Below are 24,985 nucleotides of genomic sequence, written 5' to 3'. Positions count from 1 at the left end.
CCTAGCTCACCTCCGTCGTCGTGTCGATCTCGGAGACGCCCGGGCCGGTGACGACCTTCACGCGGCCGGGGTCGGTCGTGATGCCGGTCGCGTTGACGACCAGCCGTTCCGCGGGAAGCCAGAGGTCCGTCGCGGTGTCGCCCTCGACTGCGGTCCGGTAGCCCGTCAGGTACTCGTTGTTCGCCAACACGTCGACCTCGCTGACCTCCAGGGAGGTCGAACCGGTGTTGGTCGCGGTGACGTTGAGCGAGTCCGCGGTCGAGTTGTACACCACCGAGTCCAGCCGGATCCCCGTGTTCGCCTCCTCGAGCGCCTGGTCGGCGCTGGCCTCGCGGGCGTTCGTGACGCGCTCGAAGCTGTTGGCCGTCGCCGTGTAGAACATCCCGAACCCGATGAACGCGGCCACGAAGATGATGGCAGCGGAGCCGCTAACGCTGAAGCCCATCGGCACCACCTCCGACCAGTTTCGAGAGCGCGACGGCGTCGGCCCCGCTGTCCTCGTCCAGTTGCGAGATGTAACGCAGGCTCTCGGTGTGGTGGTCGACGGTGAGTCCGTCGCCGGTGTCGTCGACGTCGTCGAACCCACGGAGGTAGTCGGTCAGCCCGTCGGCGACGGACTCGTCGATCCAGCCGATGGTCTCGTAGTAGTCGATCGCGCGGGTGGCCTCGCGGTAGCCCGCCTGGGAGACGAGGAACTCCAGCCACTCGACGACGATGAGGTCGGCGGCGAACCCCTCGGGCATCGTCGCGAGGTAGGGCTTGCCGTCGTCCTCGGCCGCCGGCTCCGGGTCGGCCGTCGACGGCTCGGAGTCGGCCTCCGTGTCGGTGTCGGTCCTGGACTCGGTAGCCGCGGCGTCCTCGGCGTCGGTCGCGACGGCGTCGGCGACTGCGTCCGTGGGTGATCCGCCGGCCGCGGCGTCCTCGTCGACGGCGTCGGTCGCCGGCTCGTCGGGATCGTCCTCGGACAGCGGTTCCGTCACCAGTTCGGACGGGTCGTCGGTGTCGTCGGCCTCGTCCTCGATGACCTCGTCGAACAGGTCGTCGTCCGCGAGGGCGTCGGCGGCGTCCCCGTCTGCCTGGTCCTCGTCGGCGGGCGCGTCGTCGAGTGCCGGGTCGTCGGCCTCGCCGTCGTCCTCGTCGCCCTCGGCCCACTCGGCTTCGCCGGACTCGTACTCGTCTTTCAGTTCGGCGAAGGACTTGCCGCCCTCGCCGTCACCGTCGTCGCTACCACCCTCGTCCACGTCCAGTCCGTCGTCCATACTCATGTCGTCGTCCTCCTCGAAGTCGTCGAACTCCTCGTCGAACTCGCCGCCGTCGTCCTCGAAGCCACCCATCTCGTCGCCGCCGTCGTCGAACATCTCGTCGGTTCCGCCCATCGACATCTCGCCGTCGTCGTCCTCGACGAGGTCCTCGTCGAAGAACCCCTCCGCGTCGGCGTCGGCGACCGAGTCGTCGATCTGTTCCTCGTCGCCGTTCCCGCCGTCGTCGTCGAACAGGCCGAACGAGCCGTCGCCGTCCATCCCGCCGCCCATCCCGGCGTCGACGTCGTCCGCGAAGGGGTTGACCCCCCGGGTGACCATCTCGTAGATGTCCAGCAGTTTGCGGACGTTCTCCTCGACCTCCTCGACGGACTCGGAGATGGACTCGTTTTCCGTCCGCACCGTGTTGACCGTCGAGGAGAGGCTCCCGACCTCGTTCTCCAGTTCGTCGAGGCGGTGTTCCAGTTCGTCGAGATCCTGCCCCCCGCCGGCGTCGTCCATATCGCCGAACTCGTCGTCGCCGAACGCGCCCATATCGTCGCCGCCGTCGTCGAGGCCGCCCAGGCCGCCCAGATCGTCGCCGCCACCGCCGCCCTCTTCGGCCATCAGCCCACCGCCGTCTGCCATCTCGTCGCCGTCGTCCTCGCTCTCGTCGTCGGACATGATCGAGTCGAACATGTTCTTGATGCTCATACCGACCAGCCCGCCCGAGAGCAACACTACGAGCGCGGGGACGAGCACGGCCGCGCTCGGCGCGAACGACTGGAGCGCCGAGGCGAGAGCGAGACTACTCATCGTCTTCGATAGAGGCCACTAACACCCTTGAATATTCCGTCTAGTCTATCACCGTTGATAACAAAACCCCAAGATACGTACGTTTGCTTGCTAAATAAAGTCCACCTCGCCCCACGCGTCGCCCGTCGAGGGGCGCTTCGACTGGAGATCGCCGCCGAGACGCGCCGACACCCGCGTTCGCGACAGACGGTCGGCTGCCGCTCGTCTGACGCAGCCTCGCTATCACTGACGAGACTACAGGGTAGTCGACTCGGTGTTGGCGCTCTTGACGACGAGGTCCCCGGTCGCGGACTCCAGCCGGAGCGAGCGACCGTGGTCCCCGCCGACGTCCTCGCCGACGATCGGGATGTCGTACTCCGCGAGGGTCTCGCGGACCTGTTCGACGTTGCGCGAGCCGATGGAGGAGCCGTTCTCCGAGAAGTCGAGCATATCGCTCCCGCCGGCGATCTTCGCGCGCATCGTCTCCCGGGAGGCACCGGCCTCCTCCAGTGCCTCGACGAGTTCGGCCACGCCGGTGTCGGCGAACTTCGCGCGGTTGCCGCCCTCGACCTCGTCGGCGGTCGGGAGCATAACGTGGACGAGTCCGGCAGCCCCCGACAGCTCGTCGTGGATCCCGACCCCGATACAGGAACCGAGGCCGCTGGTCGTCAACACGGCCGAGTCCGTCGTCGTCCGGTACTCGGCGATACCGACCTTGACCCGCTCCGGTTCGCTGTCCTGTGTCCCGTCCGTCTGACTGCCGTCGTAGACTTTCATTATTCGAAGATCTGTTCGACGTCGGCGTCGGTCTGGTCGGCGCGCTCGACGTCCAAGTCGTCGAGGGCCGCCCGCAGTTCCTTCTCGTTGGGCAGGGCGTGGATCTCGGCGCTGAACTCGATGTCGTCGGTCCGCATCTCCGAGTCGATGATGAACGCGTGCTCCTGGTGCTGGCCGACCTGTGCGGCCAGCGGGTCGACGATGGACCGACCCATATCGTGGACCAGCCGCGGCGGCGTGTGGTCGACGGAGGTCTGGAGGACGTTCGCCCAGCCGTCGACGAACCCGCTCGTCATGATGTTGCCCAGTTCCTCGATAGCGGACTCGTGTTGGTCCGTGAGCTCGTCGCCGGTCATCTCGACGGGCATCATCGCCTCGGCGACGTTGACCGCCGACACCTCGTCGAACAGGACCATCAGGTAGCCGCTCGGGACGCCGGTGAACTCCACGACGGTCCCGACGTAGGTGTCGGTCCCGATCTGCTTGGGGACGTCCTCGATCGGCGCGAAGCTGATCTGTGTCACCTCCGCCTCCGTCGGGATACCGGTCATCATCTCGACGTTGTCGGCGGCCTGCTTGGTCCCGCTCGTGGTCATCTCGTTGAACGTCTCCAGCTTGTCGATGGGGATGGCGTCGGCTTCCGTGTCGGCGTGCTCCGTCATCGCGTCCGCGAGGGACTCGTACTCCGGGAGCATGTAGATGTAGAAGTTCACCGACTCGCCGACCCACTCGATCTGGGACTTGAAGACGAACACCTGCTGGTGGTCCCCGCCGTCGGGGTCGGGGGCCTCGGGCAGGACGTTCGCGCCGGACCGCTCGATGTACTCCGGCGGCGAGTGGTCGATGGTCGCACCGAGGTAGTCGGCCCAGCCGTCGATGAACCCGCTCATCATGATGTTGCCGACCTCCTCGACGCTGCTCTGTGCCATCGCCGGGTCCTCGGAGGCCCCGGGCATCAGCGCCTCCGCGATCGTGTCGGCCGACGCCGTGTCGAAGACCAGCACCGTCTCGCCCTCGAGGACGCCCTCGAAGTCGAACTGGACGCCGACGAACTCCTGGCCGGCGAGCCCCTCGCCCACGTCGTCCCGGTCCAGGAGGGTGATCTTGGTGACGTCGACGACGGCGTCGATCCCCGTCATCTGGGTCAGCGACCGCGTCGCCTCCTCCGCCCCCTCGTGTGCCAGTTGGTTGAACGTACCGAGCGACTGGATGTCGACGTGCATCTATGACGGGACGACGTCCTCGATGGCCTCCATCACGCTGGGCTTCTGGAACGGTTTGGTGATGTAGCCGTCGGCACCGGCTTTGACGGCCTCTTTCATCTTCTCCTCCTGGCCGACGCTCGTACACATTATGACGTTGGCGTCCGGGTTCGCGGACTTGATCTCGTCGGTGGCCTCGATCCCGTCCCGGATGGGCATCACGATGTCCATCATCACGAGGTCCGGCGACTTCTCGTTGTACACCTCGACCGCCTCGACACCGTTCTCGACCTCTCCCACGATCGTGTGGTCCTCTTCCAGGATCTCGCGGAGGAGGTTCCGCATAAACTCCGAATCGTCGGCGATCAGTACGTCTGACATAACCTATCGACAGTGAGTACCGTGAAAGCCCAAATAAAGGTGTCCCGTAAATTATCGCCTGTGATACCGCAAGAGGCGACGGGGTTGTCGGTCCCGCCGGCCCGGTCACAGCCCGGGGAGGGTCCCGGCGACGATCCGGACCAGATCGAAGGCGTAGCTCCCGTAGCGGAAGTACACCAGCCCCGCCAGCAGGACGTACGCGGTCCCGAACCCCGCCGGGAGTGCGAGCGCGACCGGGACCGCCCGTCCGGACACCCGATCGGGGACGACGCTCCGTCCGGTCACGACCACCGCACAGACGGTCGCCGTCGCGAGGTTCAACAGCGCGTGGTACTGGACAGCCTCGCCGAGCGCGAGGTCGAGACCGACGATCCCGGCCAGCACGACCGCCAGCGCCGCTCCGACCGCCGCGAGGAACGCCGCGGCCAGTGAGCGCGGTCGCCGGTCGGCGGCTCGACGGACGGCCGGCAGTCGGGCGACGCCGTACACCGCGAGCGGCACGACCGGGTGGATGTACCGCACCGTGAGCTGGCTGAACAGCGGCAGTCGCGGGAGGTAGACCACCGCCAGGACGACCGCCACCGCGGCGACCAGCAGGTCCGTCTGCCGGCGTGCCGGCCACGACCGCGGGTCGAGCGTGCCGAGGAGTTCGTCACCCGAGCGAGAGACGCGACGGCCGGCGAGCACGGGAAACACCGCGAGTGCGCCGAGCAGTGGGGTCGCCTCGAGCAGCGCGAGGTCGATGACCGCGTGGTCGTTCAGTTCGTACCGCAGACCCGGGACGTGTCCGCTCCGGACGAAGATGTGCCAGACCCGCTCGGGCTGACCCAGCACGCCGACGCCCTCGATCACGGACTCCTCCGCGATCGCCGTGGCCGGACCCGCGGCCTCACGGACCGAGTCCAGCAGCGACGGGTCCGAGCCACCGCCCGGAGGGCCAGTGTCGCCGCTCCCCGGTGTCGCGGTGTCGCCGCTCGCCGGCGCTTCGGTGCCCCCACCGCCCGGCGTGCCCGTCGCGCCGCCGTCGGTACCGCCGCCGGTACCTCCGTCCCCGCCGCGTGGCGTCGGGACCTCCGACCCGGCCTCGGCGTCGGGCAACAGCCGCGGCGGCTCGACCGGGTTCCCCGAGATCGCGTAGTTCGTCGCGAGCATCGGGGTCGCCACCACGAGGAGCGCCACGCCGACGGCGGCGACCGTCCGGGGACCGGTCGACCGTGCCGTCAGGAGATCCACGGCCCCCAGCGTGGTCACGAGGAAGAACGCCTCGAAGGCGTGGACCCAGGCGACGAGGCCGCCCAGCGCGTACGCCGCGGCCCGTGCCCGCCGGGCCTTCGTCCCGCTCGCTCGCCTGCTGACCGCGAAGGCGTACACCGCCCAGACCACCAGGGTGCCGACCAGCGCGTGTCGCTTCGGGATCGTCGCCCAGAAGCCGACCGGCGTGGCGAGGCCGAGCACGGCACCCGCGGCGAGGCCGACGCGGCGACCGTGCCACAGCCGAACGAGGCGGTAGAGGCCGACACAGCCCGCCGCCGCCACCGCCATCGTCGAGAGCTGGAGCGCCGCGAGGGCGAGTCGCTCCCGCGGGAGGTCCGTCGCCGTCAGGACGCTCCCGACGAACAGGAGGGCGACGACGAGCCCACCGACCCGTCGCGTCCGCTCCGTGTCGACGGACGGCAGGCGGCTCACCGTCGCCACCAGACCGAGCCCGAGACCGGACCAGACCGCCGCGAGGAGGATGCGGGGCGCGACGGCCACCGACAGCCCCTCCAGCAGCCACACGAGCGGGACCGCCAGCGCGACCTGCCCGTAGTTGCGGCCGTACAGCAGACCGTCGACGCGGTGGAGCCCGGGCTGTGAGCCGACCGTCAGCGAGTAGCGGAGCTCCGTGAGGTAGAGGTGGCCGTCGGCCAGCGCGACCAGCGCGTTGGCGACCGCGTAGCTGTCCTGGATGAAAAACCCGACTCGCCAGGTCAGCCCGAACCAGCAGAGCAGGCCGAGCCAGAGCGCGAGGCCGTGCCGGTCCCGGGTGAACTCGTCGGCGACCGAGCGCCACCCCCCCGTCGCCGACGGGTCGCGGCTCGTCACGCCGCCACCTCCACCGTCAGGTTCCTGTCGTAGACGGTCCGGTCGGCCTCGAAGCTCTGGACCCTCACCGTCAGCCGACCGCTGTAGGACGACGCGTCGGGGGCGTCGCGGGCGAGTCCGCGGTCGTCCGGCGCGAGCCTGTAACTCCCGGGCGTGGTCACGACAGTCGACGCCGTCAGCTCGACGCCGAGTGCCGGGACCGAGACGAGATACAGCAGTCGCGGTCGGTCCTCGACCGCCGACACCCGCACCGTCGCCGTCGGGACGCGGACGTACGCCACGCCGGTGCCGAACCGGCCGTCGGTTACGCGGAAGGCCGTCGTGTCGGTCGTCACTCCCTCGACCGTCGCCGTCCCCTCCCCGAACTGTGTCACCGGTTTCCGGGTCGCGTCGACGCCGACGAGTGGCCCCGTCGCGATCGCGACGACCACCACGAACACGGCGACACCGGCGAGCACGGAGCGTCGTCCCATCACCTATGCTACCAACGATAGCACCGACCGATAAACGTACCGTCGCCAGTATCACGTCTGGGACCGGGGCCTCGCTCAGAACTCCGCGCCGTCGCGCTCCTCGACGGCCGCCACGAGCTCCGCGATGGAGTCGTCGGGCGACAGTCCCAGCGACCGCGCCAGCGACTTGACGTTGCCAGGCGGGTACTTCACCGGGACGTTCGACTCCGAGAGCAGGATACCCAGCACGTCCTCGACGGGCGTGTCGCCGTCCAGTTGCCGCCCGTACCAGAGCATAAAGCTCTCGAAGACGGTGACGATGTCGTTGGAACCCAGTTGCTGCTGGTCGACCTCGCCGTCGAACTTCGCGGTCACGTCGAAGCCGTAGCGGGTGCTGGAGTCGGCCATCCGCTCGGCGAGCCACTCGTGGACGTCGGCGTCGGAGAACTCGCGGGCCGGCTCCGGGTCGGGCGCGGGCTGCTGGGGCTCCGAGGAGACCTGGTTCCCGTAGTCGTCGTCGGTGCGGGCGTCCGAGGAGACGACGTAGCGGCCCTCGTCGATCTCCGTGACGTGTTCGTCCTCGGCGATGTCGAGTTCCTCGGGCGAGAGGATCTTCCCCTCGTCGGGGTTCGGTTCGTCCGGCCCGTCCGCCATACGAGGGACGTGAACACCGAGCGGTATAACTCCGTCGCTGGTGGGGTACGATCGGCGAGAAGAGAAGAGAACGGGCGGGTTACAGCGTGACGGCGGAGTTCCCGGACAGCGTCTCGGGGACGACCAGACGGACGGTCGTCGTCCCGCCGGACTGGGTGTTCAGCTGGATCGTCGCCGTCGCACCCTCGCCGAGACCGGTGGTCCCGTGGATAGCGGTCACGTCGAACGTCAGCGTCGCGCGGTCGGCCGGGTCGTTCAGGACGTTACTGTCCGTGATCGAGGAGTCGTCGTCCTGCACCGTCGACACCGTGAAGTGATCCTGTGCGGTCGACGAGTCCTGGGTGAGGTCGTACGAGCCCGAGGAGTCGACCCACTGCGCGATCGTGCTCCCCAGGTCGATGTTGGCCGCACCCGGTGCCTTCTTCACCGTCACCTCCACCGTGTCGACCTCGCTGTTCGAGGAGTCGATGTCGGTGCCGACGGCGCTCACCACTTCGAGCCGGTTGGTGACCTGGTCGCTGCTCTGTTGTCCCGTTTCCTCTGCGCTGGACTGGAGGAACCCAGCCGTGTTGATCAGGACGCCCGCGGCGATCGCCGCGACCAGCACCATCGCGATGAACACGATGAGCGTGCCGATCCCGACCTGCCCGCGGTCGTCGTCCGTGTGTTCCGTGAACATTGTATGTCCGGGCCGTGCTGACCCTACCAGAACGGTTTCTTCCACCAGTAATAATACCTCTGCCCGAATTATCTCGGCTGATAACGATCTCTTCAGCGGTTCTACATCGGTTCAGCGGGTAGAAGCGTGACGATGACGGCGGGATCGTCGGGGTTCGGTGCGACCCGACGGTCGGCGTCGCCAGCCGGTGGTGCCGGCGGGCCGATTCGGACCGAACCCCGGGGACGACGGCACCGCCGCTGTGGCACGGCGGAGAAAACAGAGAAGAGAGCGGACGGGCTACAGCGAGACGGCGGAGTTCCCGGACAGCGTCTCGGGGACGACCAGACGGACGGTCGTCGTCCCGCCGGACTGGGTGTTCAGCTGGATCGTCGCCGTTCCACCCTCGTCGAGACCCGCGGAAGCGGTGTTGCTGTCGTCGTTCTCGTCGGCCCGGATGTCGTCGATGTCGAACCGGATCGTCGCGCGGTCAGCGGGATCGTTGAGGACCTGACTGCTGTCGATCGAGGAGTCGTCGTCCTGGACCGTGGTCACGGAGAACGTCGTGCTGTTCGGGGCCTTGGTCGTGCCGGGTTCGCCGTACGTGAGGTCGTACGAGCCCGAAGAGTCGACCCACTGCGCGATCGTGCTCCCCAGGTCGATGTTACCGGCACCCGGTGCCTTCTTCACCGTCACCTCCACCGTGTCGACTTTCTTCTCGCTCTGGTCGATGTCGGTGCCGACGGCGCTCACCACTTCGAGCCGGTTGGTGACCTGGTCGCTGCTCTGTTGTCCCGTTTCCTCTGCGCTGGACTGGAGGAACCCAGCCGTGTTGATCAGGACGCCCGCGGCGATCGCCGCGACCAGCACCATCGCGATGAACACGATGAGCGTGCCGATCCCGACCTGCCCGCGGTCGTCGTCCGTGTGTTCCGTGAACATTGTATGTCCGGGCCGTGCTGACCCTACCCCAGTCGAGTGTTTCACCAGTAATAATAGCTCCCACTAGATTATCTGCTCTGATAACGCGCATTTCAGGCACTCTATCGTCACCTCTCGGTCTCGTACGGGGCAGCGTGGTGGTATTTCCGGAGCGCTCACCGGAACCGGTTTCGTCGTCGAGTGAGGCTGACGCGGAGCCGGAACGTACCGTCCGGGCGGACCGGAGGAACACGCCGAGAGGAAGTCGAGACGAACACGCGGTCGGGAGACCCGGCGTGGTCCGAGAGCGATCGGTGGTTCGTCACTCGTAGGTGACGAGACTGTACATCACGAACAGGTAGCCGAACGTGGTGAGGCCGCTGTTGACCAGCAACAGCGAGCGGACGCCCTGAAAGTCGTTGACGAACGCGCTGATCATCGTCGCTGCCGCTCCCGCGACCGCCAGCGCGAACCCGAGCGAGAGGTGGAGCATCGCCTGCCGGGACGTCTGCACGTACGCCCGCATCGCCATCCCGACCATGGTGAGCCCCGCGACGACGAACACCAGGGTGGTGATGGCGTAGAGGAGTTCTATCATCGGCACTGGCAGGGGCTACGAGAAACCCCATATTAAACCCACCCCCGTGAATATCTGTCCTGATAACTGTACGGCTCGCCGGTCAGTTGTCCGACGAGAGGGTCCGCCACGCCTCGTCGAGCTTGTTCGTGACCTCGGTGCGTTCCTCGACGTGGACGGTGAGCTCCTCGTCGAAGTCGACGCGGACCTCGTCGACGTTCCGTCGGTACACCTTGATGCGTCGGCGGTCGTCCGAGAGGATGTTGTCGTGTAGTTCCAACAGGTCGTGTTCGGTGAGCTCGTCGATGCGTCGGTAACAGGTGGCAATCGGGATCCCGAGTTCGTCGCTCAGCTCCTGTGCGGACGCGGGTTCGTCGGTGGCGTCCAGGATCTCCGCGCTGTATTTGTTCCCCAGCGTTTGCAATATCTCCGCCGATGCCATCGTTATCAGAACATGAATACTGCCTCGCTTAAAGCTATCGACGATGATACCAAGTGAGGAGCCGGACGAGGCGGGGATCAGAGCCAGACGGTACAGAATCGGGGTACGGATGCTACAGCGGTTGTTCTCCCGGATAATAACGGCGTCAAAGCGCTATATCGGCGACTCCTCCTCGCTCATCATCGAGAACGCGCTCGCGCTCTCGTGGATCTTGATACCCCCCCAGTCGATCTCCATCGGATAGATGTCGGTCTCGATGTTCTGTTTGCGCATCTTCGCGACCCAGACGTACCGGCTGACCCCGGAGTCGGTCGGCGTCTGGATGAGGTAGATGTTCCCGTCGGTGAGGTAGTTCTCCAGCCCGATCTCCGTGTCCGGGAAGACCGCCCCCTGTTCGTTCGTCATCAGCGTCGTCAGTCCGTTCTCCCGGAGGATGTCGGTGAACTTCAGCAGGTAGGTGCGCTTCTCGCGCTCGTCCTCGAAGAACAGCTCGAACATCGCCAGCGAGTCCAGCACCAGTCGGTCGTACTTCTCGTCCTCGAGGTCCTCGAGGAGGATCTCGAGCGAGGAGGAGAAGTCGTTCTCCCGCAGCAGGACCTGCTTGTCGTACACCTTGATGTCGCCGTTGTCGACGTACTCGGGCCACTTGTCGAAGCCGATGGACTCGGCCGCCTCCCGGAGGTCGGCCTCGTTCTCCTCGAAGGAGAGGTAGATCCCCTTCTCGTCGAACTGCTCGACGCCGTTGTAGATGTACTGCAGACAGAGGATGGACTTCCCGGCCCCGGGATTGCCGCTGATGAGTGTCGTCGAGTTGTTCACGATGCCGCCGTTGAGAATCTCGTCGAGGCCGTCGATGCCCGTCTTCGTTAGTTCTATCATCTGGTTGAATATCCTCGGGGTTACCCTACGGTGAGTCGTGGGCCGTGAAAAGTCTTGTTCACGGCCCGTAGACGCCGATCAGCCCTCGCTGTGGACGACCGCCGGGTCGACCCAGATGACGAAGTCGTCGTCGCGTTTGACCACGCCACGGATCGAGCCGGAGTCGTTGGCGGGCGAGCGATCGACCTGGTCGGGCGTGATCTGGACGACCTGGAACACCTCGTCGACGAGCCAGCCGGCCGCCCCCTGTGTCTGGACGATCTCGGGATCGAAGACGATGATGCGCTTGCCGTCCGCGTCCCCGTCGATGCCGAAGATGGTCTTCGGGTCGACGATCGACGTGGTCCGACCCCGGAGATCCATCACGCCCTCGACGTACGGCGGGGCGTTGGGGACCTGTGTCAGGTCGCCGACGTCGACGATCTCGGTCACGTAGTCGATGCTGACACAGTAGGTCTCCGCCCCGAGTTCGAACTCGAGGACCTGGCCGGTCGTCGACTGGGCTGACTGGGTGGACATGACTCGCTGGGTACCGGAGGTAGGGCGGGACGGCGGCATAAAGCTGCCTGCTGTGCTATCATCCTTGATACCGCGGGCGGTGTCTTTATTTTCGGTCGAACGGGAGTACGGCGTAGCTATGCAGATGCTCCGCCCGCGAACGACCACCGCGTCGCGAGGGCGCACCTGACGATGGCCGGCGGGAGGCCGCGTGCCGTCGTCGCCGACGACTCTCACTTCATGCGCAGCGTCATCTCCGATATGCTGGAGGAGGGGGGAATCGACGTCGTCGCGCAGGCGCGAAACGGCCGGGAGGCCGTCGAGGCCGTCGGCCGCGAGGATCCCGACGTGGTGACGATGGACGTCGAGATGCCGGAACTCGACGGGATCGAGGCGACGGAACGCATCATGGCCGAGCACCCGACGCCGGTCCTGATGCTGTCGGCCCACACCGACGAAGACGCCGACGTGACCTTCGAGGCCCTGGACAGGGGCGCTGTCGACTTCTTCCGGAAGCCCGGCGGCGAGGTGTCGATGGAGATGTCCCGCCTGAAAGACCAGCTGGTCGAGATCGTCACCTCCGTCGCGGAGGTCGACGTGGGCGGGGCGACCGGCCACAGCGCCGGTGGGGTCACCCGCGGCACCGCGTCGCCGTCGGCCGCGGAGCCGAGCGGCGAGACCAGTTACGCGGCGAACCCGACGCTGATCGTCGGCTCCTCGACGGGAGGGCCGAAGATGGTCGAGCAGGTCCTGTCGGACCTGCCGCTGGCGGCGGACTGCCGCGTGCTGATCGTCCAGCACATGCCGGACGGGTTCACCGGCCGGTTCGCGGAGCGGATCGACGCCCGCAGCGACTACGACGTGCGGGAGGCGACCGACGGGGCCCGCATCGGCGGCGGCGAGGCGCTCGTGGCCGCCGGTGACAGCCATATGGCGGTCAAGAACTACCGGAACGGGCGGCTCCGGGTGAAGCTGACCGACGACGCCCCCGTCAACAGTGTCCGCCCGGCCGTCGACGTGACGATGCGGACCGCCGCCGACGTCGTCGACGACCCGCTGGTGGGAGTCATCCTCACCGGGATGGGCGAGGACGGTGCCGACGGCATCCGACGTATCAAGGCCGCCGGCGGTCACACGCTGGCACAGGACGAGGCCACGTCGGCCGTCTACGGGATGCCCCGACGGGCCGTGGAGACGGGGTGTGTCGACGACGTGTTGCCCATCGACGAGGTTGCGAACGGTATCTTGGACACGATCACGACCGAGGTGAGCTCATAATGGACGACCAGTATCTCGACGCGTTCATCCGCGAGAGCGAGGAGGCGATCACGGAACTGAACAACTCGCTGTTGGCGCTGGAGTCGGACCCCACCGACCGGGAGGCGATGGACTCCATCTTCCGGACCGCCCACACGCTGAAGGGGAACTTCGGCGCGATGGGGTTCGACGACGCGGCGAACCTCGCACACGCGATGGAGGACCTGCTCGACGCGATGCGACAGGGGGAGATGGACGTCACGCCGGCAGTGATGGACCTGATCTTCGCCGGCGTCGACCGGATCGAGGTCATCGTCGGCGAGATCGAGGACCACGGCGAGGCGCGGACCGACACCGACGAGATGGTCGACGAGCTGCGGACGGTCCTGGAGGAGGGGGCCGACGCCGCGGCCGCCGACGGCGACGGGCACGAGGGAGCCGCCGGCGAGGACGACGGAGCCGAGCGCGGCGGAGCCGGGAGCGGCCTCGCCGCCGGCTCGATCGAGACGGACGTGACCGCCGCCGACGCCGACGGCCGGGTCGTCCATGCCGTCGTCGACGTCGGCGAGTCGGATATGCCGGGCGTCGACGCGATGCTCGCTCTGGAGGGCGTCGAGGACGTGTTCGACGTCCTCGACAGCGACCCGGCCCGGACCGACATCGAGGACGGGGCCTTCGAAGACGCCTTCGAGCTCTATCTCGACGCCCCGGACGCCGCCACCGTCGACGCCGAACTCGGTTCCGTCGGGAAGATCGCGGCGTTCGAGGCCGACGACGTGACGGCCGAACTCGACGGCGACGGGGACGCTGGCGGCGGATCGGACGCGGCGGGCGGCGGCCCCCGTGTGGCCGGCACCACGGAGACCGACGACACGGACGCGAACGGCGGGGACGCCGAACACAGCGTCGACGAGATCAAGTCGGTCCGCGTCGACGTCGACCGGCTGGACGACCTGCACGGACAGGTCGAGCAGCTGGTCACCAGCCGGATCAAGCTCCGCCGGGCCGTCGAGCAGGAGGACCTGGACTCGGCGGGTGAGACGCTGAACGAGCTGGACAAGATCACGGCGAACCTCCAGAACACGGTGATGGACATGCGGCTCATCCCGCTGAAGAAGGTCGTCGGGAAGTTCCCGCGGCTGGTCCGTGACCTCGCTCGCGAGCTCGACAAGGAGGTCGACTTCGAGATCGAAGGCGAGGACATCGAGCTCGACCGGACCATCCTCACCGAGATCTCGGACCCGCTGATGCACATCCTGCGCAACGCCGTCGACCACGGGATCGAGCCCCCGGCGGAGCGCGAGCGGAAGGGGAAACCGCGGACCGGCCACATCACGCTGCGGGCCTCCCGGGAGCGAGACCACGTCATCATCGAGGTCGAGGACGACGGCGCGGGGCTCGACGTCGAGGGCATCCGCGAGAAGGCGATCGAGAAGGGCGTCCGCTCGCCGGAGGAGCTGGAGGCGATGGACGACTCCGCGGTCTACGACCTCGTGTTCCACCCCGGCTTCTCGACGGCCGACGAGGTGACCGACACCAGTGGCCGCGGGGTCGGGATGGACGTCGTCCACGACACCGTCTCGCAACTGGACGGGTCGGTCAACGTCGAGTCGACGCCGGGGGAGGGGACCACCGTCGCGCTGCGCCTGCCGGTGACGATGGCCATCGTGAAGGTGCTGTTCGTGCAGGTCGGCGACGAGGAGTACGGCGTCCCCATCAAGAACGTCGACGAGATCACCTCGACCGACGCCGTCAAGCAGGTCAACGGCAAGCAGGTCATCAAGCACAACGACGACATCTACCCCGTCATCCACCTCGACGAGACGTTCGACGTGCCCGGCGAGACGGAAAACGGTGACGGGATGCTGGTCCGTATCCGCGAGTCCGAGCGGCAGGTCGCCCTGCACTGTGACTCGGTCAACAGCCAGGAGGAGGTCGTCGTCAAGCCCCTGGAGGGGATCCTCTCGGGGACCGCCGGCCTCTCCGGGACGGCGGTGCTGGGGGACGGCAACATCGTCCACATCCTCGACGTGGTGACGCTATGAACCGGACCGAGGACCGGCAGTTCCGGCAGCTGCTTTCGTTCATCGGGTCGGAGATGGACTTCGAGTCGGAGTTCTACAACGACGCCTACCTCGACCGCCGCATCAGCGCCCGGATGCGCCGGACCGACACCGACGACTACCGGCAGTACCGGCGGCTGCTCGAACGCGACGACGGCGAGCGCGAGCAGCTGCTGGACTCGCTGTCGATCAACGTCACCGGCTTCTTCCGCAACCCCGAGGCCTGGGAGGCGCTGCGGCCGGTCCTGCGGGAGCTGACCGCCGAGAACCGCCGGGTCCGGGTGTGGTCGGCCCCCAGTGCCGACGGCCGGGAACCGTACTCGGCGGCGATGCTGGCGCTCGACGACCCCGAGGTCGACGCCGGTCGGGTCGAGATCACCGCCACCGACATCAACGCCGACGTCCTCGCGGAGGCCCGCCGCGGCGTCTACGAGACCTCACAGACGACCGACATCGCGGAGGAGCTGGCACCGCTCGACGACTACGCCGACTACGTCGACGAGGAGGGGACGACCTTCCGGGTCCGGGACGAGGTGAAGGAGATGGTCACCTTCGAGCAGCACGACCTCATCCGGGGCGAGGCCAAGCGGGACTTCGACCTCGTCTTCTGCCGGAACCTCCTCATCTACATCGACACGGAGTACAAGGTCCCCATCTTCGAGACCATCCGGGGGTCCCTGCGGGCCGGCGGGAACCTGATGATCGGGATGACCGAGACGCTTCCGGCGGCGTGCCGGGACGACTTCGATCCCGTCGACAAGCAACACCGCATCTACGAGCGCGTATGAGCCTCTACGAACTGGAACGCGACGGCGACGTGCAGGAGCTCATCCGGGTCCTGCGCGAGAGCGACAACGAGCGGGTCCAGCGGCGGGCGGCCGAACTGCTGGGCAACTTCGGCGACCACGACGACCGCCGGGACGTCGTCAGCGCCCTGGTCACGGCGGCTCAACGGGACAGCGACGCCGTCACCGCGGCCGCCATCGACTCGCTGGACGAACTGGGCGGCGACGCCATCCAGCAGCTCATCGGCGACATAGCGGGGGTCGACATCGACGACGACGCGGCCGACTGGGTGGCCGCGAAGGCGTTCGTGCGGGCGCTCGACGCCGACGTGCCCGAGCTTCGGATGGCCGCCGCGAACGGGCTCGGACGGCTCGGCGAGGCGGACGCCGTCCCGAAGCTGACCGAGCGGTTCGAGGACCCCGACCCCCGCGTCCGGGCGCGGGCGGCGCGTGCCGCGGGCAAGGTCGCCGACTCGCGGGCGACCGAACCCCTGGCGTCGCTGCTGACGGACCCGAAGGGGGCGGTCCGGCGCGAGGCCGCCGACGCGCTGGGCGCGATCGGTAGCAGGCGTGCGTTACAGGCCCTGCTCCCGCTGTACGAGGACGACGACGAGCGGGTCCGCCGGATCGCCGTCGGCGCGTTCGGCAACTTCGAGAACGACCGGCCGGTCGAGTACCTGGTCGAGGCGCTGGGCGACGACGCTCCGGCCGTGCGCCGGACGGCCGTCTACTCGCTGGTCGAGCTGCTCGCGAACGTCCCGACCGAGCGGAGCCACGACATCCGCGAGACGGTCGTCGACCGGCTCTCGAACACGGACGACCGGACGGTCGTGGTCCCGCTGGCCGAGATCCTCGAGGAGAGCACCCAACCCTCCCAGCGGCGCAACACCGCGTGGCTGCTGGGCCGAGTGGCGGGCGACGCCGAGCGCGAGCGCGTCGTCGACGCGCTGGTCGAGGCGCTGGGCGACGACGACACGATGCTCCGGCAGTTCGCCGCCACCAGCCTCGCAGAGCTGGGCGACGGGGGCGGGACGGTCGAGCGCCGCCTCCTCCGACTGGTCGAGGACGACACCGTCGACCCGGAGGTCCGCGGGCAGGCCATCTTCACGCTCGGGAAGGTCGGCGGCGAGCGGTCCCGGGCGGTCCTTGACCAGCTCATCGACGAGACCGACCACGAGATCGTCCGCAAGAAGGCCTTCTCGGCCATCTCGAAACTGGGTGGGCGGCGGTGAGCGCCGCCGTGGCCGAGGCGGTTAAGGGGCAGGCGACCGATCCACCGGGGCGAGAACAGGGATGAGCGACGGCGAGCGCGCGCTGGTCGACACGCAGGGGACGTTCGTGCAGGTGGTCTCGGAGGGCCGCAAGCGCAACGACATCGAGTGGGTCCCGGGTCGGATCCTGCTGTCGAACAAGCGGCTGGTGCTGGCGACCAGCGACGGCAAGCGGACCATCGCGCTGTCGAAGCTCACGAGCGTCACCGCCAGTCAGATGAACCAGCCGCTCGCGCAGGTCGACAGCTACGTCAAGGTCCAGAGCGGCCGGGACGTCTGGCTGATCTCGACCAGCGACGAGACGTTCGAGGGGGAGCTCTACCGGGCGCTGCTGGACCAGATCGTCGTCCTCGCGAAACATCCCGCGGTGGAGGGCGGCGTCGTCCGGGACACCGAGTGGGAGAAGGCCCGGCTCAAGCTCGACGACGAACACGAGGAGACGATCGATCTCGCCACCGCCAGCGGCACCTTCGTCGAGCTCGACATCGACGACGTGGGGACCGTCGAGGCCGCGGAGCGGGAGATCCGCGGCCGGGAGCGGCCAGTCCTCGAGGTGGAACACACCGTCGAGACCACCAGCGTCGAGACGTACGTCACGGGCAACCCCCGCCACGTCTCCCTGTTGGAGGGACTGGTACGGCAGGGCGAGCAGCGCAACGCGGCCGACGATGTCGACCTCTCGGACGACGAGGTGCAGGTGTTGATGGCGCTGTACTCCGGCATCTCCCCGTTCAAGATCCCCGAGTTCGTCGACATGGACGTCGACGAGGTCGAGGACGTCTACGACCGCCTCGTCGAGGCCGACATCCTCGAACCGGTCCGCACCCGCCGCGAGGTCCAACTGGAGGCCCGCGGCCGGTCGATCGCCGGCGACGCCATCGCCGACCAGTAGCTACGCCGGGGGCGAACTGCCGAGCAGTTCCGCGTAGTGGACGTGCTCGGCGGCGGCCCGCGACAGCGGGAGGAGGAACTCGCCGGTCGACGGGAACAGCGAGAGCCCGGCGACCAGCAGGTACGTCGTCGTCGCGCCGGCGGCGAGGCCCAGCACGACCGCGCCGGCCCGTGCACCGCGGCCCGTGACCGTCGCCACGACGCTCCAGCAGGCGACGACGGCCGCGACGGCCAGGGCCGCCAGCGCGTACGCCTGGACCGCCTCCGGCAGGACGAGGTGGCCGACGACGACGGCACCGAGGAAGGCGGGGACGCCGGCGACGATGGTCGCCCCGTAGCTCGCGGCGAGCCGCCGTCGCTGGCCGGTGACGACTCCGCGAACGGCCGGCAGGCGTGCCAGCCAGTACACGCCGAGCGGGTACAGCGGGTGGAGATACCGGACCGTGAGCATGTGATGGAGCGGGAGCGAGGCGAGGAAGAGCCCGAGCAGGAGGACGGCGTACACCGCGGTGAAGGCGTCGACGACCCTCGCTGGCGACCACTCGCGGGGCCGGGACGGCCACTCGTCGCGGCCGATCCGGCGAGCGACCAGCACCGGATACGCGACGGCCGCGCCCAGCAGCGGCATCGACGCCAGTACGCTGAGGTTGATCGCGGCGTCCTGGTCCGGACGGAGCGAGGGGACGTAGCCGGTGCGGACGAACACGCGAAACAGACGGTCGGGGTCGAGCAGGACGGCGTAGGAGGCGGCGAACCGACCGAGCACTCGGCTGCCGGGGACGGGGAGGGAGACCGGACCGCCGTCACGTCCGCTCGGGTCAGTTCCGACCGCCCCGCTCACGTCGCCCTCGGGCCCGAGCACGCCGCCCGTGTAGTCCGCGAGGAACCGCGGCGGGGCCACCGGGTTCCCGGAGACGACGTAGTTCGTGAGCAGGAAGGGCAGCAACGCGACGCAGAAGGCGGTCCCGACCGTCAGCAACTCCCGCGGTCCGTTCCACCGGGCGGTCGGCAGGTCGGCAACGGCGAGCGCGACCAGCAGGACGAACCCCTCGGGCGCGTGGACCCAGGCGGCGAGCGCCGGCGGGACGTACGCCAGCGCCCGGAACCGGGTCGCGGTCCGTCGGTCGCCGGCCTCGCGGCTCCGGAGCAGCGCGTGGGCCGCACAGACGACCAACAGCGCGGTCACGCTGTGGCGCTTCGGGAGCGTCGCCCAGAAGCCGACCGGCGTCGCCGCGGCGACGGCGACGCCTCCGGCGACGGCGACCGGTCGCTCGGCCACGCGACCGAGGAGGCGGTAGGCGACGACGGCCAGCAGCGCCGCCGCGAGGGCGGTCGTCAGCTGCAGCGCCACCAGCGGCAGCCAGTACGTCGACAGCGGCTCGGCGAGCGGAACCGACGCGGCGAACGCGACGCCCCCGACGGCCGTCCCCAGCCACAGGCCGGTGCGTCGGCGGCCGAACAGCGATCCCGCGGCCGTCCCGAGGCCGGCGACCGCCAGCCCCCAGCAGCCGGTCAGCAGGACGCGGACGTCGAGGACGACCGCCAGCGCCCGGAGCGGGACGTACCACAGCGCCGAGACCGCGACGATCCCGTAGTTCCGACCGTAGACGCGGCCGTCCACGAGGTGGGTCCCGGGCGTCGCCCCCGACGCCGGACCGTACACCGGCGACGTGATGTGGAGGTGTCCGTCGACGAGCGCCAGCAGCGTGTTGGCGAACGTGTACTGGTCGTTCGAGGCGAAGCCGAGCCGCCAGGTCAGACCGAACCAGACGAGCGACCCGAGGGCGAGCGCGACCCCGACGCGATCGCCGAAGATCCCCCGGACCGTCGCCCGCCGGAGTTCGACGGGCTCGACCGTCTCGCCGGCGAGCAGTCGGTCGGCGACGCTCACCGCTCGACCACCACCGTCACGCGGCGCTGGAGCACCGCCCGGTCGCGGGACCCCTCGCGGACCCACACCGCGACGATGGCGTCGTAGCGGCGCTGGTCGACCCGGTGGGGACTGACCGTGACGGGACTGACCGACAGCGAGCGCCGCCCTTCGCCGTCCGAGAGGTCCCGCCGGGTGGTCGCGGTGAGCCACAGGCCGGGCACGTCGACGACGTAGCGCACCATCGGGTCGCCCGACACGGTTCCGACGTCGACGACGGCCGGCGCGGCGTCGAGGTGGTAGCGGCCGCTCCCGAACCGACCGCGTTCGAGAGTGACCGTCTCCGTCGGGGCCGAGACGAGCGAGACGTCGGCGGCTGGCTCGGCGGTGGGGCCGTCCGCCGCCCCGATGCCGAGTGGGCCCGCGGCGACGCTGGCGACGAGGACGAGGCCCAGGAACGCCGCGAACACGCGCGTCGCCATAGCTGTCGGCACTTTGCGAGGGGTCTACAAGTGTGTAGGGGGGCGATTATCGGCCGGGATAACGGCGGGAGCATAATGGAAGGAGTATCGAGACCTATAGAGACCTCATAGGTAGGTGCTTTTACCCTCGGCCCCGGATCGCAGGTGGAATGAGCCCTCGATCCGACGACCCCCCGGCGAAGGCGACGCTGTTCTGCCCGTCGTGTGACCGCCGGGCTCACGCGAGCGGCGACTGGCGGACGGTCCGGCGCGGCCGCCGGGTCCGCCTGCGGTGTCCGGCCTGCGGGACCGACCTCGCCGTCCACCGGTGTCGCGGCCCGACGGCGTCCGACCTCTGGTCGCGGAACGTCGCGGCGTGGACGGCGGCCGCCCGGGCCTGGCGGCGGCTCTGGCGACCGACGGCGTGAGCGTCACTCCTGGCGACTGCCGTCGGAACTGGGTTCTGACGAGCCGCGCCTCGCTCCGCTCGGCTCACTACCGTCGGAGCACGGTCCCGACGAGCCTCGCCTCGCTCCGCTCGGCTCACCGCCGTCCGTCGCGAGCGGCCCTGTCTCCGACAGCCGGGTCAGGTCGACCTCGGCGTCGGAGACGCGGGCGGCGGCGAGCGCCAGCCCCGTCGAGACGAGGAACGCGCCCGCGAACGAGGACAGGTACAGCGGGTCCGCGGCGGGCAGGGCGTCGCCGACGACCGGAACGGCGGTCAGGACGCCCCGGAAGTCGGGGAAGAACGCCAGCCCGACCGCCAGCCCGCCGAGGCTGCTCGCCAGCGCACCCGGACCGGTGAGCGACCGGGAGTAGAGCCCGTAGACCAGCGGGAAGCCGACGGCGGCCCCGAGCAGGTCCGCGAAGAAGAACAGCCGGAGGACGCTGCGGGCGCGCAGGCTGACGGCGACGGCAGCGACGGCGACGACGGCGGTCAGCGCCCGCGCCCCCAGCCGGAGCGTCCGGTCGTCGGGGTCGGCCAGCAGCCGCGGGAGGTCGGCGGTGACGAGACTCGCCAGCGCCGAGAACAGCGAGTCGACGGAGCTGACCACCAGCAGCAGCGCCAGCAGGACCACCGCCAGCAGGACGCCCTCGCCCAGCACGCTCTCGACGAGGACGAAGAACGCCACGTCGGCGTTGTACGCCGAGCTGGTCACGTCGGTCACGACGTCGGCGTGGCCGACGGCGACCAGCCCCAGCAGGGCGGCCACGAAGACGAGCGCGCCGTTCAGCAGCGTCGCCCGGCGGAAGCTCCCGGCGACCGCCGCGTCGCTCTCGCCGGCGTAGAGGCGCTGCCACCAGGTCTGGTTCACCAGTTCGGCCCCGAGGATGGCGAACGCCAGCGCGAGCCCGAACTGGAGGCCGGGGAGGAAGCCGGGGTCGACCAGAGACGGGTTCGCCCCGGCGACGCCGGCGTAGACGGCCGCTGGCCCGCCCAGCGCCAGCAGGACCGCGCCGACGACGACGGCCAGCAGCGGGAGCACGAGCACCGCCTGGACCGTGTCGGTGACGATGGTCGCCCGCAGGCCGCCGTAGCCCGTGTACAGCAGGACGAACCCGCCGACGAGGACGGCGGTCTGCCACTGCGGGACGCCGGCGACCAGCGCGAGCGCGCTGGCGATGCCCGTCAGCTCGGCGGCGACGAAGACGAACATGTACAGCGCGCTCACGAGGACGACGAAGGCGTACATCGCCGACCCGAAGCGGGCGTGGGCGTACTCGGTCAGCGAGTGGCCCTCGGGGAGCAACTCCCGCACGCGCGGCCCGAGTCTCGCGTAGGCGGCCATCGGGACCGCCGTCCCGACGGCGTAGCCGACGGCGGCGGCGATCCCGAACCCGGCCCCGGCCTCGGGCGCGGAGAGGAGGATCCAGACGCCCATCGACGAGGCCACGAGCGTCGCCGTCAGGCGGCCCCGGCCGACGGAGTTCCGCGCCGTGAGGAAGTCGTCCGTCGAGCGGTCGCCGCCGCGGGTGGTCCAGACGCCCAGCGCCGCGAACGCGACGAGCGCGAGGACGGTCAGTCCGAGCGCGAGGGCAGTGTCGACCATCAGGCGTCACCTTCCGTGGCCTGCTCCGGGACCAGCGAGCGATCCCCGTCGTAGGCCGCGTCGAAGAAGGCGGCTTCGAGGTCGACGGTCCGGGCGAATAGGTCGGCGATGCGGGCCTGCCGGCGCGGGTTCGCGGCCGCGCCCTCGCGGTCCAGTTCCCGGCGGAGCCAACCGACGAACTCGGCGAAGGCGTCGACGGCGTGGAGGTCGACCCACTCCGCGAGGTAGAAGCGGTCGGGCCGCTCGTCGTGGCCGCTGGCCCAGGTCAGGTACACCCACTCGGCGGGCACGAGGACGGCCAGCGTCTCCGCGTAGCCGCCCCGGCCGGTCGCCCGACCGATGAGGTCCTGAAACGCCGCCGTCGGCTCGGCAAGCGGCGGGTCCGCGTGGGTCGACTCGGGCACGCCCAGCGCGTCGAAGGAGCGCTCGAAGTAGTCGTCCTCGTCGCCGGTGACGGTCCCGAGGAACTCGACCAGCCGGGACTTCGCGGCCATCGATGGGGCTTCGCCGACGGCGTGGCCGAACGCGCCCACCAGCGACTCGACGACGGCGTAGTCCTGGACGAGATAGCGGCGGAAGACGTCGTCGTCGAGCGTGTCGGCGTGGAGCTCGCGGGTGAAGCGGTGGTCCGTCGCCGCCGTCCACGACTCGCCGGTCCGCTCGCGGCACCAGTCGGTGAACCGCGGGTCCGCGCGGTCGGCCGCGTAGTCGGCGTAGGCGGCAGAGACCGTGGCGTCGTCGCCCGTGGCGGCGTCGCTCACACCGACCACCCCTCCTGTCGCCAGGCGGCGTCCCAGAAGCGGTACTCGTACTTCGCGGAGGTCTCGAACAGGTCCCGGTAGCGCTCGCGCTCGTCGGGAGTTGCGTCGGCGGCCACGTCGTCAAGCAGGTCCCTGCACCACTCGGCGAGGTCGGTGAACTCCGCGCCGGCGTACATCTCGATCCAGGCGGCGTACTGCTCGTGGTCGGGACGGCCGCGCTCGTCGAGCCGGCGGGCGGTCTCGTTGAACCCCCACATACAGGGCAACAGCGCGGCCACGAGCTCGCCGAAGGTGCCCGTCGCCGCCACGCGCACGAGGAAGTCCGTGTACCCCCGCGTCGTCGGCGAGGGATCGGTCGCCGCCAGCTCGGCCTCGCCGATCCCGAACTCGGCGGCGTACTCCCGGTGGAGATCCATCTCGGTGTTGATCGTCGCGTCCAGCAGCTCGGCGAAGGTGCCCATCCGCGCCAGATCGGGCGCGTTGGCGGCCCCGAAGGCGAACACGCGGGCGTACTCGACGAGGTAGACGTAGTCCTGGCGGACCCAGTACCGGAACGGGGCCTCGTCCAGGGTCCCCTCGCCGAGCTGTTCGACCATCGGGTGGTCGAGGACGGCATCCCAGACCGGGTCGCCCACCTCGGCCAGTTCGTCGGTGAAGGCCATACCCGACCGTGGACGCTCGCCGGTGATATAACCTAGTGATACAATTGGCTTTTACCGCGGTGTGGGGATGTCGAACCATTAAGCGGGCTCTCGCCCAACGGCGGGGTATGTCGCTGCGTCTGCCGAGCGAGATCGTCGTCGAGGACGTGCTGCCGACGCTGCGGGTCCTGCTGGCCCGCGAGCTGGCCGAGCACGGCCTCACGCAGCGCGAAGTCGCGGCCCACCTCGGCGTGACGCAGGCGGCCGTCTCCACCTACCTCAACGGCGACCCGGAGCTGGAACCCCGCATCGCCGACCACCCGGAGACGGCCGCGACCGTCGAGCGGGTGGCGGCGGGGCTCGCTGAGGGGGAGATGGACGGCTACGACGCGCTGTCGGCTGTACTGGAACTGATCCGGTCGTTCGAGGACCGCGGGCCGATCTGCGAGCTCCACGAGGAGGCGATGCCCGGACTGCAGGGGCTGGGCTGTGACCTCTGTGTCCGGGGCGCGAACCCGGAACTGCGAACCGAGCGGGCGGTGCTCGACAGCGTGCGGGAGGCCAGCCGGCTGCTGGCGACGACGCCCGCGGTCGTCGACCACGTCCCCAACGTCGGCACCAACGTCGGCACCGCGCTGCCCGACGCCGACGGGCCGGCGGACGTGGCCGCCGTCCCGGGCCGGATCTACGTGATGAACGGCAGCGTCGAGGTGCCAGCCAACCCCGAGTTCGGGGCCTCGGAACACGTCGCGACCACGGTGCTTGCGGCGACGGCCGTCGACCCCGACCGCCGAGGGGCGCTGAACCTCGCGACCGACGACGCGCTGCTGGCCGCGGCCCGGGACCGCGGACTGGACGTCCTGGAGTTCGACGCCGGCTACGAGGACCGCGGCGAGCGTCTGCGCGAGCGGTTCGCCGATCGGGGGGTGGTCCCGGACGTCCTGTTCCACCGCGGCGCGTTCGGCATCGAGCCGATCACGTACGTGCTGGGCGAGACCGGCGCGGCGGCGGCGCGGCTGGCAGTCGAGTTGGTGGAGACGGCGGAGTGACGGGGACGAGAACGCCGAGCGGGACCGAGCGGTCGCGGTGCCCGGGAGTCGCCGCCGCGTGACGACCCACCGTCAGAGCGGGCACCGACGAGCCCTGCGTTCGCGATGCTCACGCAGGACACCGGAAGCGCGCCGTCGGCGCGCTTCCGGCTTTTTCGCCACCGAAAGACTCGCTGCCTCGTCTTTCGAGCCTGGCTTCGTGGTTCGAGAGAGCAAAGCTCTCTCGTCATCACGAGGGGCGCTTGCGCCCCTCGAACGACTCCGCTCAGCAAGACCACGTTTTTCGAGGAGGGTGCCCGCAGTGCGGCTTCGCCGCGCGAGGACAC

26 protein-coding genes are annotated in these 24,985 nt (G+C 69.3%); 7 read left to right on the top strand and 19 right to left on the bottom strand.

Features of this window, described 5'->3' with window-relative positions; all coding sequences use genetic code 11:
- Nucleotide 1 precedes the first annotated feature (1 nt).
- The 14 genes from arlF to P0592_RS08470 form a co-directional block, all read right to left on the bottom strand.
- Nucleotides 2-445, bottom strand: a complete 444-nt coding sequence (gene arlF / locus P0592_RS08535; protein WP_276273849.1) for an archaellum stator protein ArlF — start codon at nucleotides 443-445, stop codon at nucleotides 2-4.
- The gene (locus tag P0592_RS08530; RefSeq protein WP_276273848.1) at nucleotides 429-2,054 is read right to left on the bottom strand and encodes a FlaD/FlaE family flagellar protein; all 1,626 of its coding nucleotides are present in this window, start codon (nucleotides 2,052-2,054) and stop codon (nucleotides 429-431) included. The genes arlF and P0592_RS08530 overlap by 17 nt, the downstream gene beginning before the upstream one ends.
- 234 nt (nucleotides 2,055-2,288) lie before the next feature.
- Nucleotides 2,289-2,810, bottom strand: coding sequence for a chemotaxis protein CheD (locus P0592_RS08525; protein ID WP_276273847.1), 522 nt, complete (start codon nucleotides 2,808-2,810; stop codon nucleotides 2,289-2,291).
- A complete protein-coding gene (locus P0592_RS08520) occupies nucleotides 2,810-4,033 on the bottom strand; it encodes a chemotaxis protein CheC (RefSeq protein ID WP_276273846.1) in 1,224 nt (407 codons plus the stop codon). The genes P0592_RS08525 and P0592_RS08520 overlap by 1 nt, the downstream gene beginning before the upstream one ends.
- Nucleotides 4,034-4,393, bottom strand: a complete 360-nt coding sequence (gene cheY, locus P0592_RS08515) for a chemotaxis protein CheY (protein ID WP_276273845.1) — start codon at nucleotides 4,391-4,393, stop codon at nucleotides 4,034-4,036.
- Nucleotides 4,394-4,498: 105 nt separating this feature from the next.
- Complete coding sequence (locus tag P0592_RS08510; protein WP_276273844.1) at nucleotides 4,499-6,478, bottom strand: hypothetical protein; 1,980 nt, start codon at nucleotides 6,476-6,478, stop codon at nucleotides 4,499-4,501.
- Nucleotides 6,475-6,951: a hypothetical protein gene (locus P0592_RS08505; protein ID WP_276273843.1), complete on the bottom strand. Its 477-nt coding sequence runs from the start codon at nucleotides 6,949-6,951 to the stop codon at nucleotides 6,475-6,477. Before P0592_RS08505 ends, P0592_RS08510 begins: the two co-directional genes overlap by 4 nt.
- Nucleotides 6,952-7,026: 75 nt before the next feature.
- Complete coding sequence (locus tag P0592_RS08500; protein WP_276273842.1) at nucleotides 7,027-7,584, bottom strand: DUF7500 family protein; 558 nt, start codon at nucleotides 7,582-7,584, stop codon at nucleotides 7,027-7,029.
- Between the two features lie 79 nt (nucleotides 7,585-7,663).
- Nucleotides 7,664-8,263 carry an archaellin/type IV pilin N-terminal domain-containing protein gene (locus P0592_RS08495; protein ID WP_276273841.1) on the bottom strand — a complete coding sequence of 200 codons (600 nt, stop codon included), beginning with the start codon at nucleotides 8,261-8,263 and terminating at the stop codon, nucleotides 7,664-7,666.
- 279 nt (nucleotides 8,264-8,542) lie between these two features.
- Entirely contained in the window at nucleotides 8,543-9,184 is a 642-nt protein-coding gene (locus P0592_RS08490; RefSeq protein WP_276273840.1) for an archaellin/type IV pilin N-terminal domain-containing protein, read from the bottom strand.
- Nucleotides 9,185-9,485: 301 nt separating this feature from the next.
- Entirely contained in the window at nucleotides 9,486-9,761 is a 276-nt protein-coding gene (locus P0592_RS08485) for a DUF7521 family protein (RefSeq protein ID WP_276273839.1), read from the bottom strand.
- A gap of 82 nt (nucleotides 9,762-9,843) precedes the next feature.
- Nucleotides 9,844-10,182, bottom strand: a complete 339-nt coding sequence (locus P0592_RS08480) for an ArsR/SmtB family transcription factor (protein ID WP_276273838.1) — start codon at nucleotides 10,180-10,182, stop codon at nucleotides 9,844-9,846.
- Nucleotides 10,183-10,335: 153 nt separating this feature from the next.
- Nucleotides 10,336-11,061: an RAD55 family ATPase gene (locus P0592_RS08475; protein ID WP_276273837.1), complete on the bottom strand. Its 726-nt coding sequence runs from the start codon at nucleotides 11,059-11,061 to the stop codon at nucleotides 10,336-10,338.
- A 78-nt stretch (nucleotides 11,062-11,139) separates the two neighbouring features.
- Nucleotides 11,140-11,580 carry a chemotaxis protein CheW gene (locus P0592_RS08470; protein ID WP_276273836.1) on the bottom strand — a complete coding sequence of 147 codons (441 nt, stop codon included), beginning with the start codon at nucleotides 11,578-11,580 and terminating at the stop codon, nucleotides 11,140-11,142.
- 171 nt (nucleotides 11,581-11,751) lie between these two features.
- On the opposite strand from P0592_RS08470, the gene cheB reads away from it, so the two are divergent.
- From cheB to P0592_RS08445, 5 genes are all read left to right on the top strand, one after another.
- Entirely contained in the window at nucleotides 11,752-12,837 is a 1,086-nt protein-coding gene (cheB, locus tag P0592_RS08465; protein ID WP_276273835.1) for a chemotaxis-specific protein-glutamate methyltransferase CheB, read from the top strand.
- Nucleotides 12,837-14,861 (top strand): chemotaxis protein CheA, encoded by a 2,025-nt coding sequence (gene cheA, locus P0592_RS08460; protein WP_276273834.1) that lies wholly within the window; start codon nucleotides 12,837-12,839, stop codon nucleotides 14,859-14,861. The genes cheB and cheA overlap by 1 nt, the downstream gene beginning before the upstream one ends.
- Nucleotides 14,858-15,667: a CheR family methyltransferase gene (locus P0592_RS08455; protein WP_276273833.1), complete on the top strand. Its 810-nt coding sequence runs from the start codon at nucleotides 14,858-14,860 to the stop codon at nucleotides 15,665-15,667. The genes cheA and P0592_RS08455 overlap by 4 nt, the downstream gene beginning before the upstream one ends.
- Nucleotides 15,664-16,896 (top strand): HEAT repeat domain-containing protein, encoded by a 1,233-nt coding sequence (locus P0592_RS08450; protein ID WP_276273832.1) that lies wholly within the window; start codon nucleotides 15,664-15,666, stop codon nucleotides 16,894-16,896. The genes P0592_RS08455 and P0592_RS08450 overlap by 4 nt, the downstream gene beginning before the upstream one ends.
- Before the next feature lie 61 nt (nucleotides 16,897-16,957).
- Nucleotides 16,958-17,827 carry a CheF family chemotaxis protein gene (locus P0592_RS08445; RefSeq protein ID WP_276273831.1) on the top strand — a complete coding sequence of 290 codons (870 nt, stop codon included), beginning with the start codon at nucleotides 16,958-16,960 and terminating at the stop codon, nucleotides 17,825-17,827.
- On the opposite strand, the gene P0592_RS08440 is transcribed toward P0592_RS08445, so the two are convergent.
- On the bottom strand, nucleotides 17,828-19,717 hold the full coding sequence (locus P0592_RS08440; protein ID WP_276273830.1) for a hypothetical protein: 1,890 nt from the start codon (nucleotides 19,715-19,717) through the stop codon (nucleotides 17,828-17,830). It lies immediately after the preceding gene.
- Nucleotides 19,714-20,178 (bottom strand): hypothetical protein, encoded by a 465-nt coding sequence (locus P0592_RS08435; protein WP_276273829.1) that lies wholly within the window; start codon nucleotides 20,176-20,178, stop codon nucleotides 19,714-19,716. The genes P0592_RS08440 and P0592_RS08435 overlap by 4 nt, the downstream gene beginning before the upstream one ends.
- A 149-nt stretch (nucleotides 20,179-20,327) precedes the next feature.
- On the opposite strand from P0592_RS08435, the gene P0592_RS08430 reads away from it, so the two are divergent.
- Nucleotides 20,328-20,585 carry a DUF8106 domain-containing protein gene (locus P0592_RS08430; protein ID WP_276273828.1) on the top strand — a complete coding sequence of 86 codons (258 nt, stop codon included), beginning with the start codon at nucleotides 20,328-20,330 and terminating at the stop codon, nucleotides 20,583-20,585.
- A 3-nt stretch (nucleotides 20,586-20,588) separates the two neighbouring features.
- Here P0592_RS08430 and P0592_RS08425 read toward each other — a convergent pair whose 3' ends face one another.
- Genes P0592_RS08425 through tenA form a run of 3 tightly spaced genes read right to left on the bottom strand, consistent with a single transcriptional unit; the run spans nucleotide 20,589 to nucleotide 23,631 of the window.
- Nucleotides 20,589-22,208, bottom strand: coding sequence for a sodium:solute symporter family transporter (locus tag P0592_RS08425; protein WP_276273827.1), 1,620 nt, complete (start codon nucleotides 22,206-22,208; stop codon nucleotides 20,589-20,591).
- Nucleotides 22,208-22,969: a TenA family protein gene (locus P0592_RS08420; protein ID WP_276273826.1), complete on the bottom strand. Its 762-nt coding sequence runs from the start codon at nucleotides 22,967-22,969 to the stop codon at nucleotides 22,208-22,210. Before P0592_RS08420 ends, P0592_RS08425 begins: the two co-directional genes overlap by 1 nt.
- On the bottom strand, nucleotides 22,966-23,631 hold the full coding sequence (gene tenA / locus P0592_RS08415) for a thiaminase II (RefSeq protein ID WP_276273825.1): 666 nt from the start codon (nucleotides 23,629-23,631) through the stop codon (nucleotides 22,966-22,968). Before tenA ends, P0592_RS08420 begins: the two co-directional genes overlap by 4 nt.
- Before the next feature lie 107 nt (nucleotides 23,632-23,738).
- On the opposite strand from tenA, the gene P0592_RS08410 reads away from it, so the two are divergent.
- Complete coding sequence (locus tag P0592_RS08410; RefSeq protein ID WP_276273824.1) at nucleotides 23,739-24,659, top strand: thiamine-phosphate synthase family protein; 921 nt, start codon at nucleotides 23,739-23,741, stop codon at nucleotides 24,657-24,659.
- Nucleotides 24,660-24,985: the final 326 nt, after the last annotated feature.

Source organism: Haloarcula litorea, from assembly GCF_029338195.1.
Taxonomy (GTDB): domain Archaea; phylum Halobacteriota; class Halobacteria; order Halobacteriales; family Haloarculaceae; genus Haloarcula; species Haloarcula litorea.
The sequence above is the reverse complement of the archived record's forward strand: the minus strand, read 5'-3'. Positions and strand labels throughout refer to the sequence as shown.

Excerpts from the sequence above, each read along its gene's own strand:
- arlF (WP_276273849.1), bottom strand. The coding sequence starts at position 445 with ATGGGCTTCAGCGTTAGCGGCTCCGCTGCCATCATCTTCGTGGCCGCG.
- P0592_RS08530 (WP_276273848.1), bottom strand. The coding sequence starts at position 2,054 with ATGAGTAGTCTCGCTCTCGCCTCGGCGCTCCAGTCGTTCGCGCCGAGC.
- P0592_RS08525 (WP_276273847.1), bottom strand. The coding sequence starts at position 2,810 with ATGAAAGTCTACGACGGCAGTCAGACGGACGGGACACAGGACAGCGAA.
- P0592_RS08520 (WP_276273846.1), bottom strand. The coding sequence starts at position 4,033 with ATGCACGTCGACATCCAGTCGCTCGGTACGTTCAACCAACTGGCACAC.
- cheY (WP_276273845.1), bottom strand. The coding sequence starts at position 4,393 with ATGTCAGACGTACTGATCGCCGACGATTCGGAGTTTATGCGGAACCTC.
- P0592_RS08505 (WP_276273843.1), bottom strand. The coding sequence starts at position 6,951 with ATGGGACGACGCTCCGTGCTCGCCGGTGTCGCCGTGTTCGTGGTGGTC.
- P0592_RS08500 (WP_276273842.1), bottom strand. The coding sequence starts at position 7,584 with ATGGCGGACGGGCCGGACGAACCGAACCCCGACGAGGGGAAGATCCTC.
- P0592_RS08495 (WP_276273841.1), bottom strand. The coding sequence starts at position 8,263 with ATGTTCACGGAACACACGGACGACGACCGCGGGCAGGTCGGGATCGGC.
- P0592_RS08490 (WP_276273840.1), bottom strand. The coding sequence starts at position 9,184 with ATGTTCACGGAACACACGGACGACGACCGCGGGCAGGTCGGGATCGGC.
- P0592_RS08485 (WP_276273839.1), bottom strand. The coding sequence starts at position 9,761 with ATGATAGAACTCCTCTACGCCATCACCACCCTGGTGTTCGTCGTCGCG.
- P0592_RS08480 (WP_276273838.1), bottom strand. The coding sequence starts at position 10,182 with ATGGCATCGGCGGAGATATTGCAAACGCTGGGGAACAAATACAGCGCG.
- P0592_RS08475 (WP_276273837.1), bottom strand. The coding sequence starts at position 11,061 with ATGATAGAACTAACGAAGACGGGCATCGACGGCCTCGACGAGATTCTC.
- P0592_RS08470 (WP_276273836.1), bottom strand. The coding sequence starts at position 11,580 with ATGTCCACCCAGTCAGCCCAGTCGACGACCGGCCAGGTCCTCGAGTTC.
- cheB (WP_276273835.1), top strand. The coding sequence starts at position 11,752 with ATGGCCGGCGGGAGGCCGCGTGCCGTCGTCGCCGACGACTCTCACTTC.
- cheA (WP_276273834.1), top strand. The coding sequence starts at position 12,837 with ATGGACGACCAGTATCTCGACGCGTTCATCCGCGAGAGCGAGGAGGCG.
- P0592_RS08455 (WP_276273833.1), top strand. The coding sequence starts at position 14,858 with ATGAACCGGACCGAGGACCGGCAGTTCCGGCAGCTGCTTTCGTTCATC.
- P0592_RS08450 (WP_276273832.1), top strand. The coding sequence starts at position 15,664 with ATGAGCCTCTACGAACTGGAACGCGACGGCGACGTGCAGGAGCTCATC.
- P0592_RS08445 (WP_276273831.1), top strand. The coding sequence starts at position 16,958 with ATGAGCGACGGCGAGCGCGCGCTGGTCGACACGCAGGGGACGTTCGTG.
- P0592_RS08435 (WP_276273829.1), bottom strand. The coding sequence starts at position 20,178 with ATGGCGACGCGCGTGTTCGCGGCGTTCCTGGGCCTCGTCCTCGTCGCC.
- P0592_RS08430 (WP_276273828.1), top strand. The coding sequence starts at position 20,328 with ATGAGCCCTCGATCCGACGACCCCCCGGCGAAGGCGACGCTGTTCTGC.
- P0592_RS08425 (WP_276273827.1), bottom strand. The coding sequence starts at position 22,208 with ATGGTCGACACTGCCCTCGCGCTCGGACTGACCGTCCTCGCGCTCGTC.
- tenA (WP_276273825.1), bottom strand. The coding sequence starts at position 23,631 with ATGGCCTTCACCGACGAACTGGCCGAGGTGGGCGACCCGGTCTGGGAT.
- P0592_RS08410 (WP_276273824.1), top strand. The coding sequence starts at position 23,739 with ATGTCGCTGCGTCTGCCGAGCGAGATCGTCGTCGAGGACGTGCTGCCG.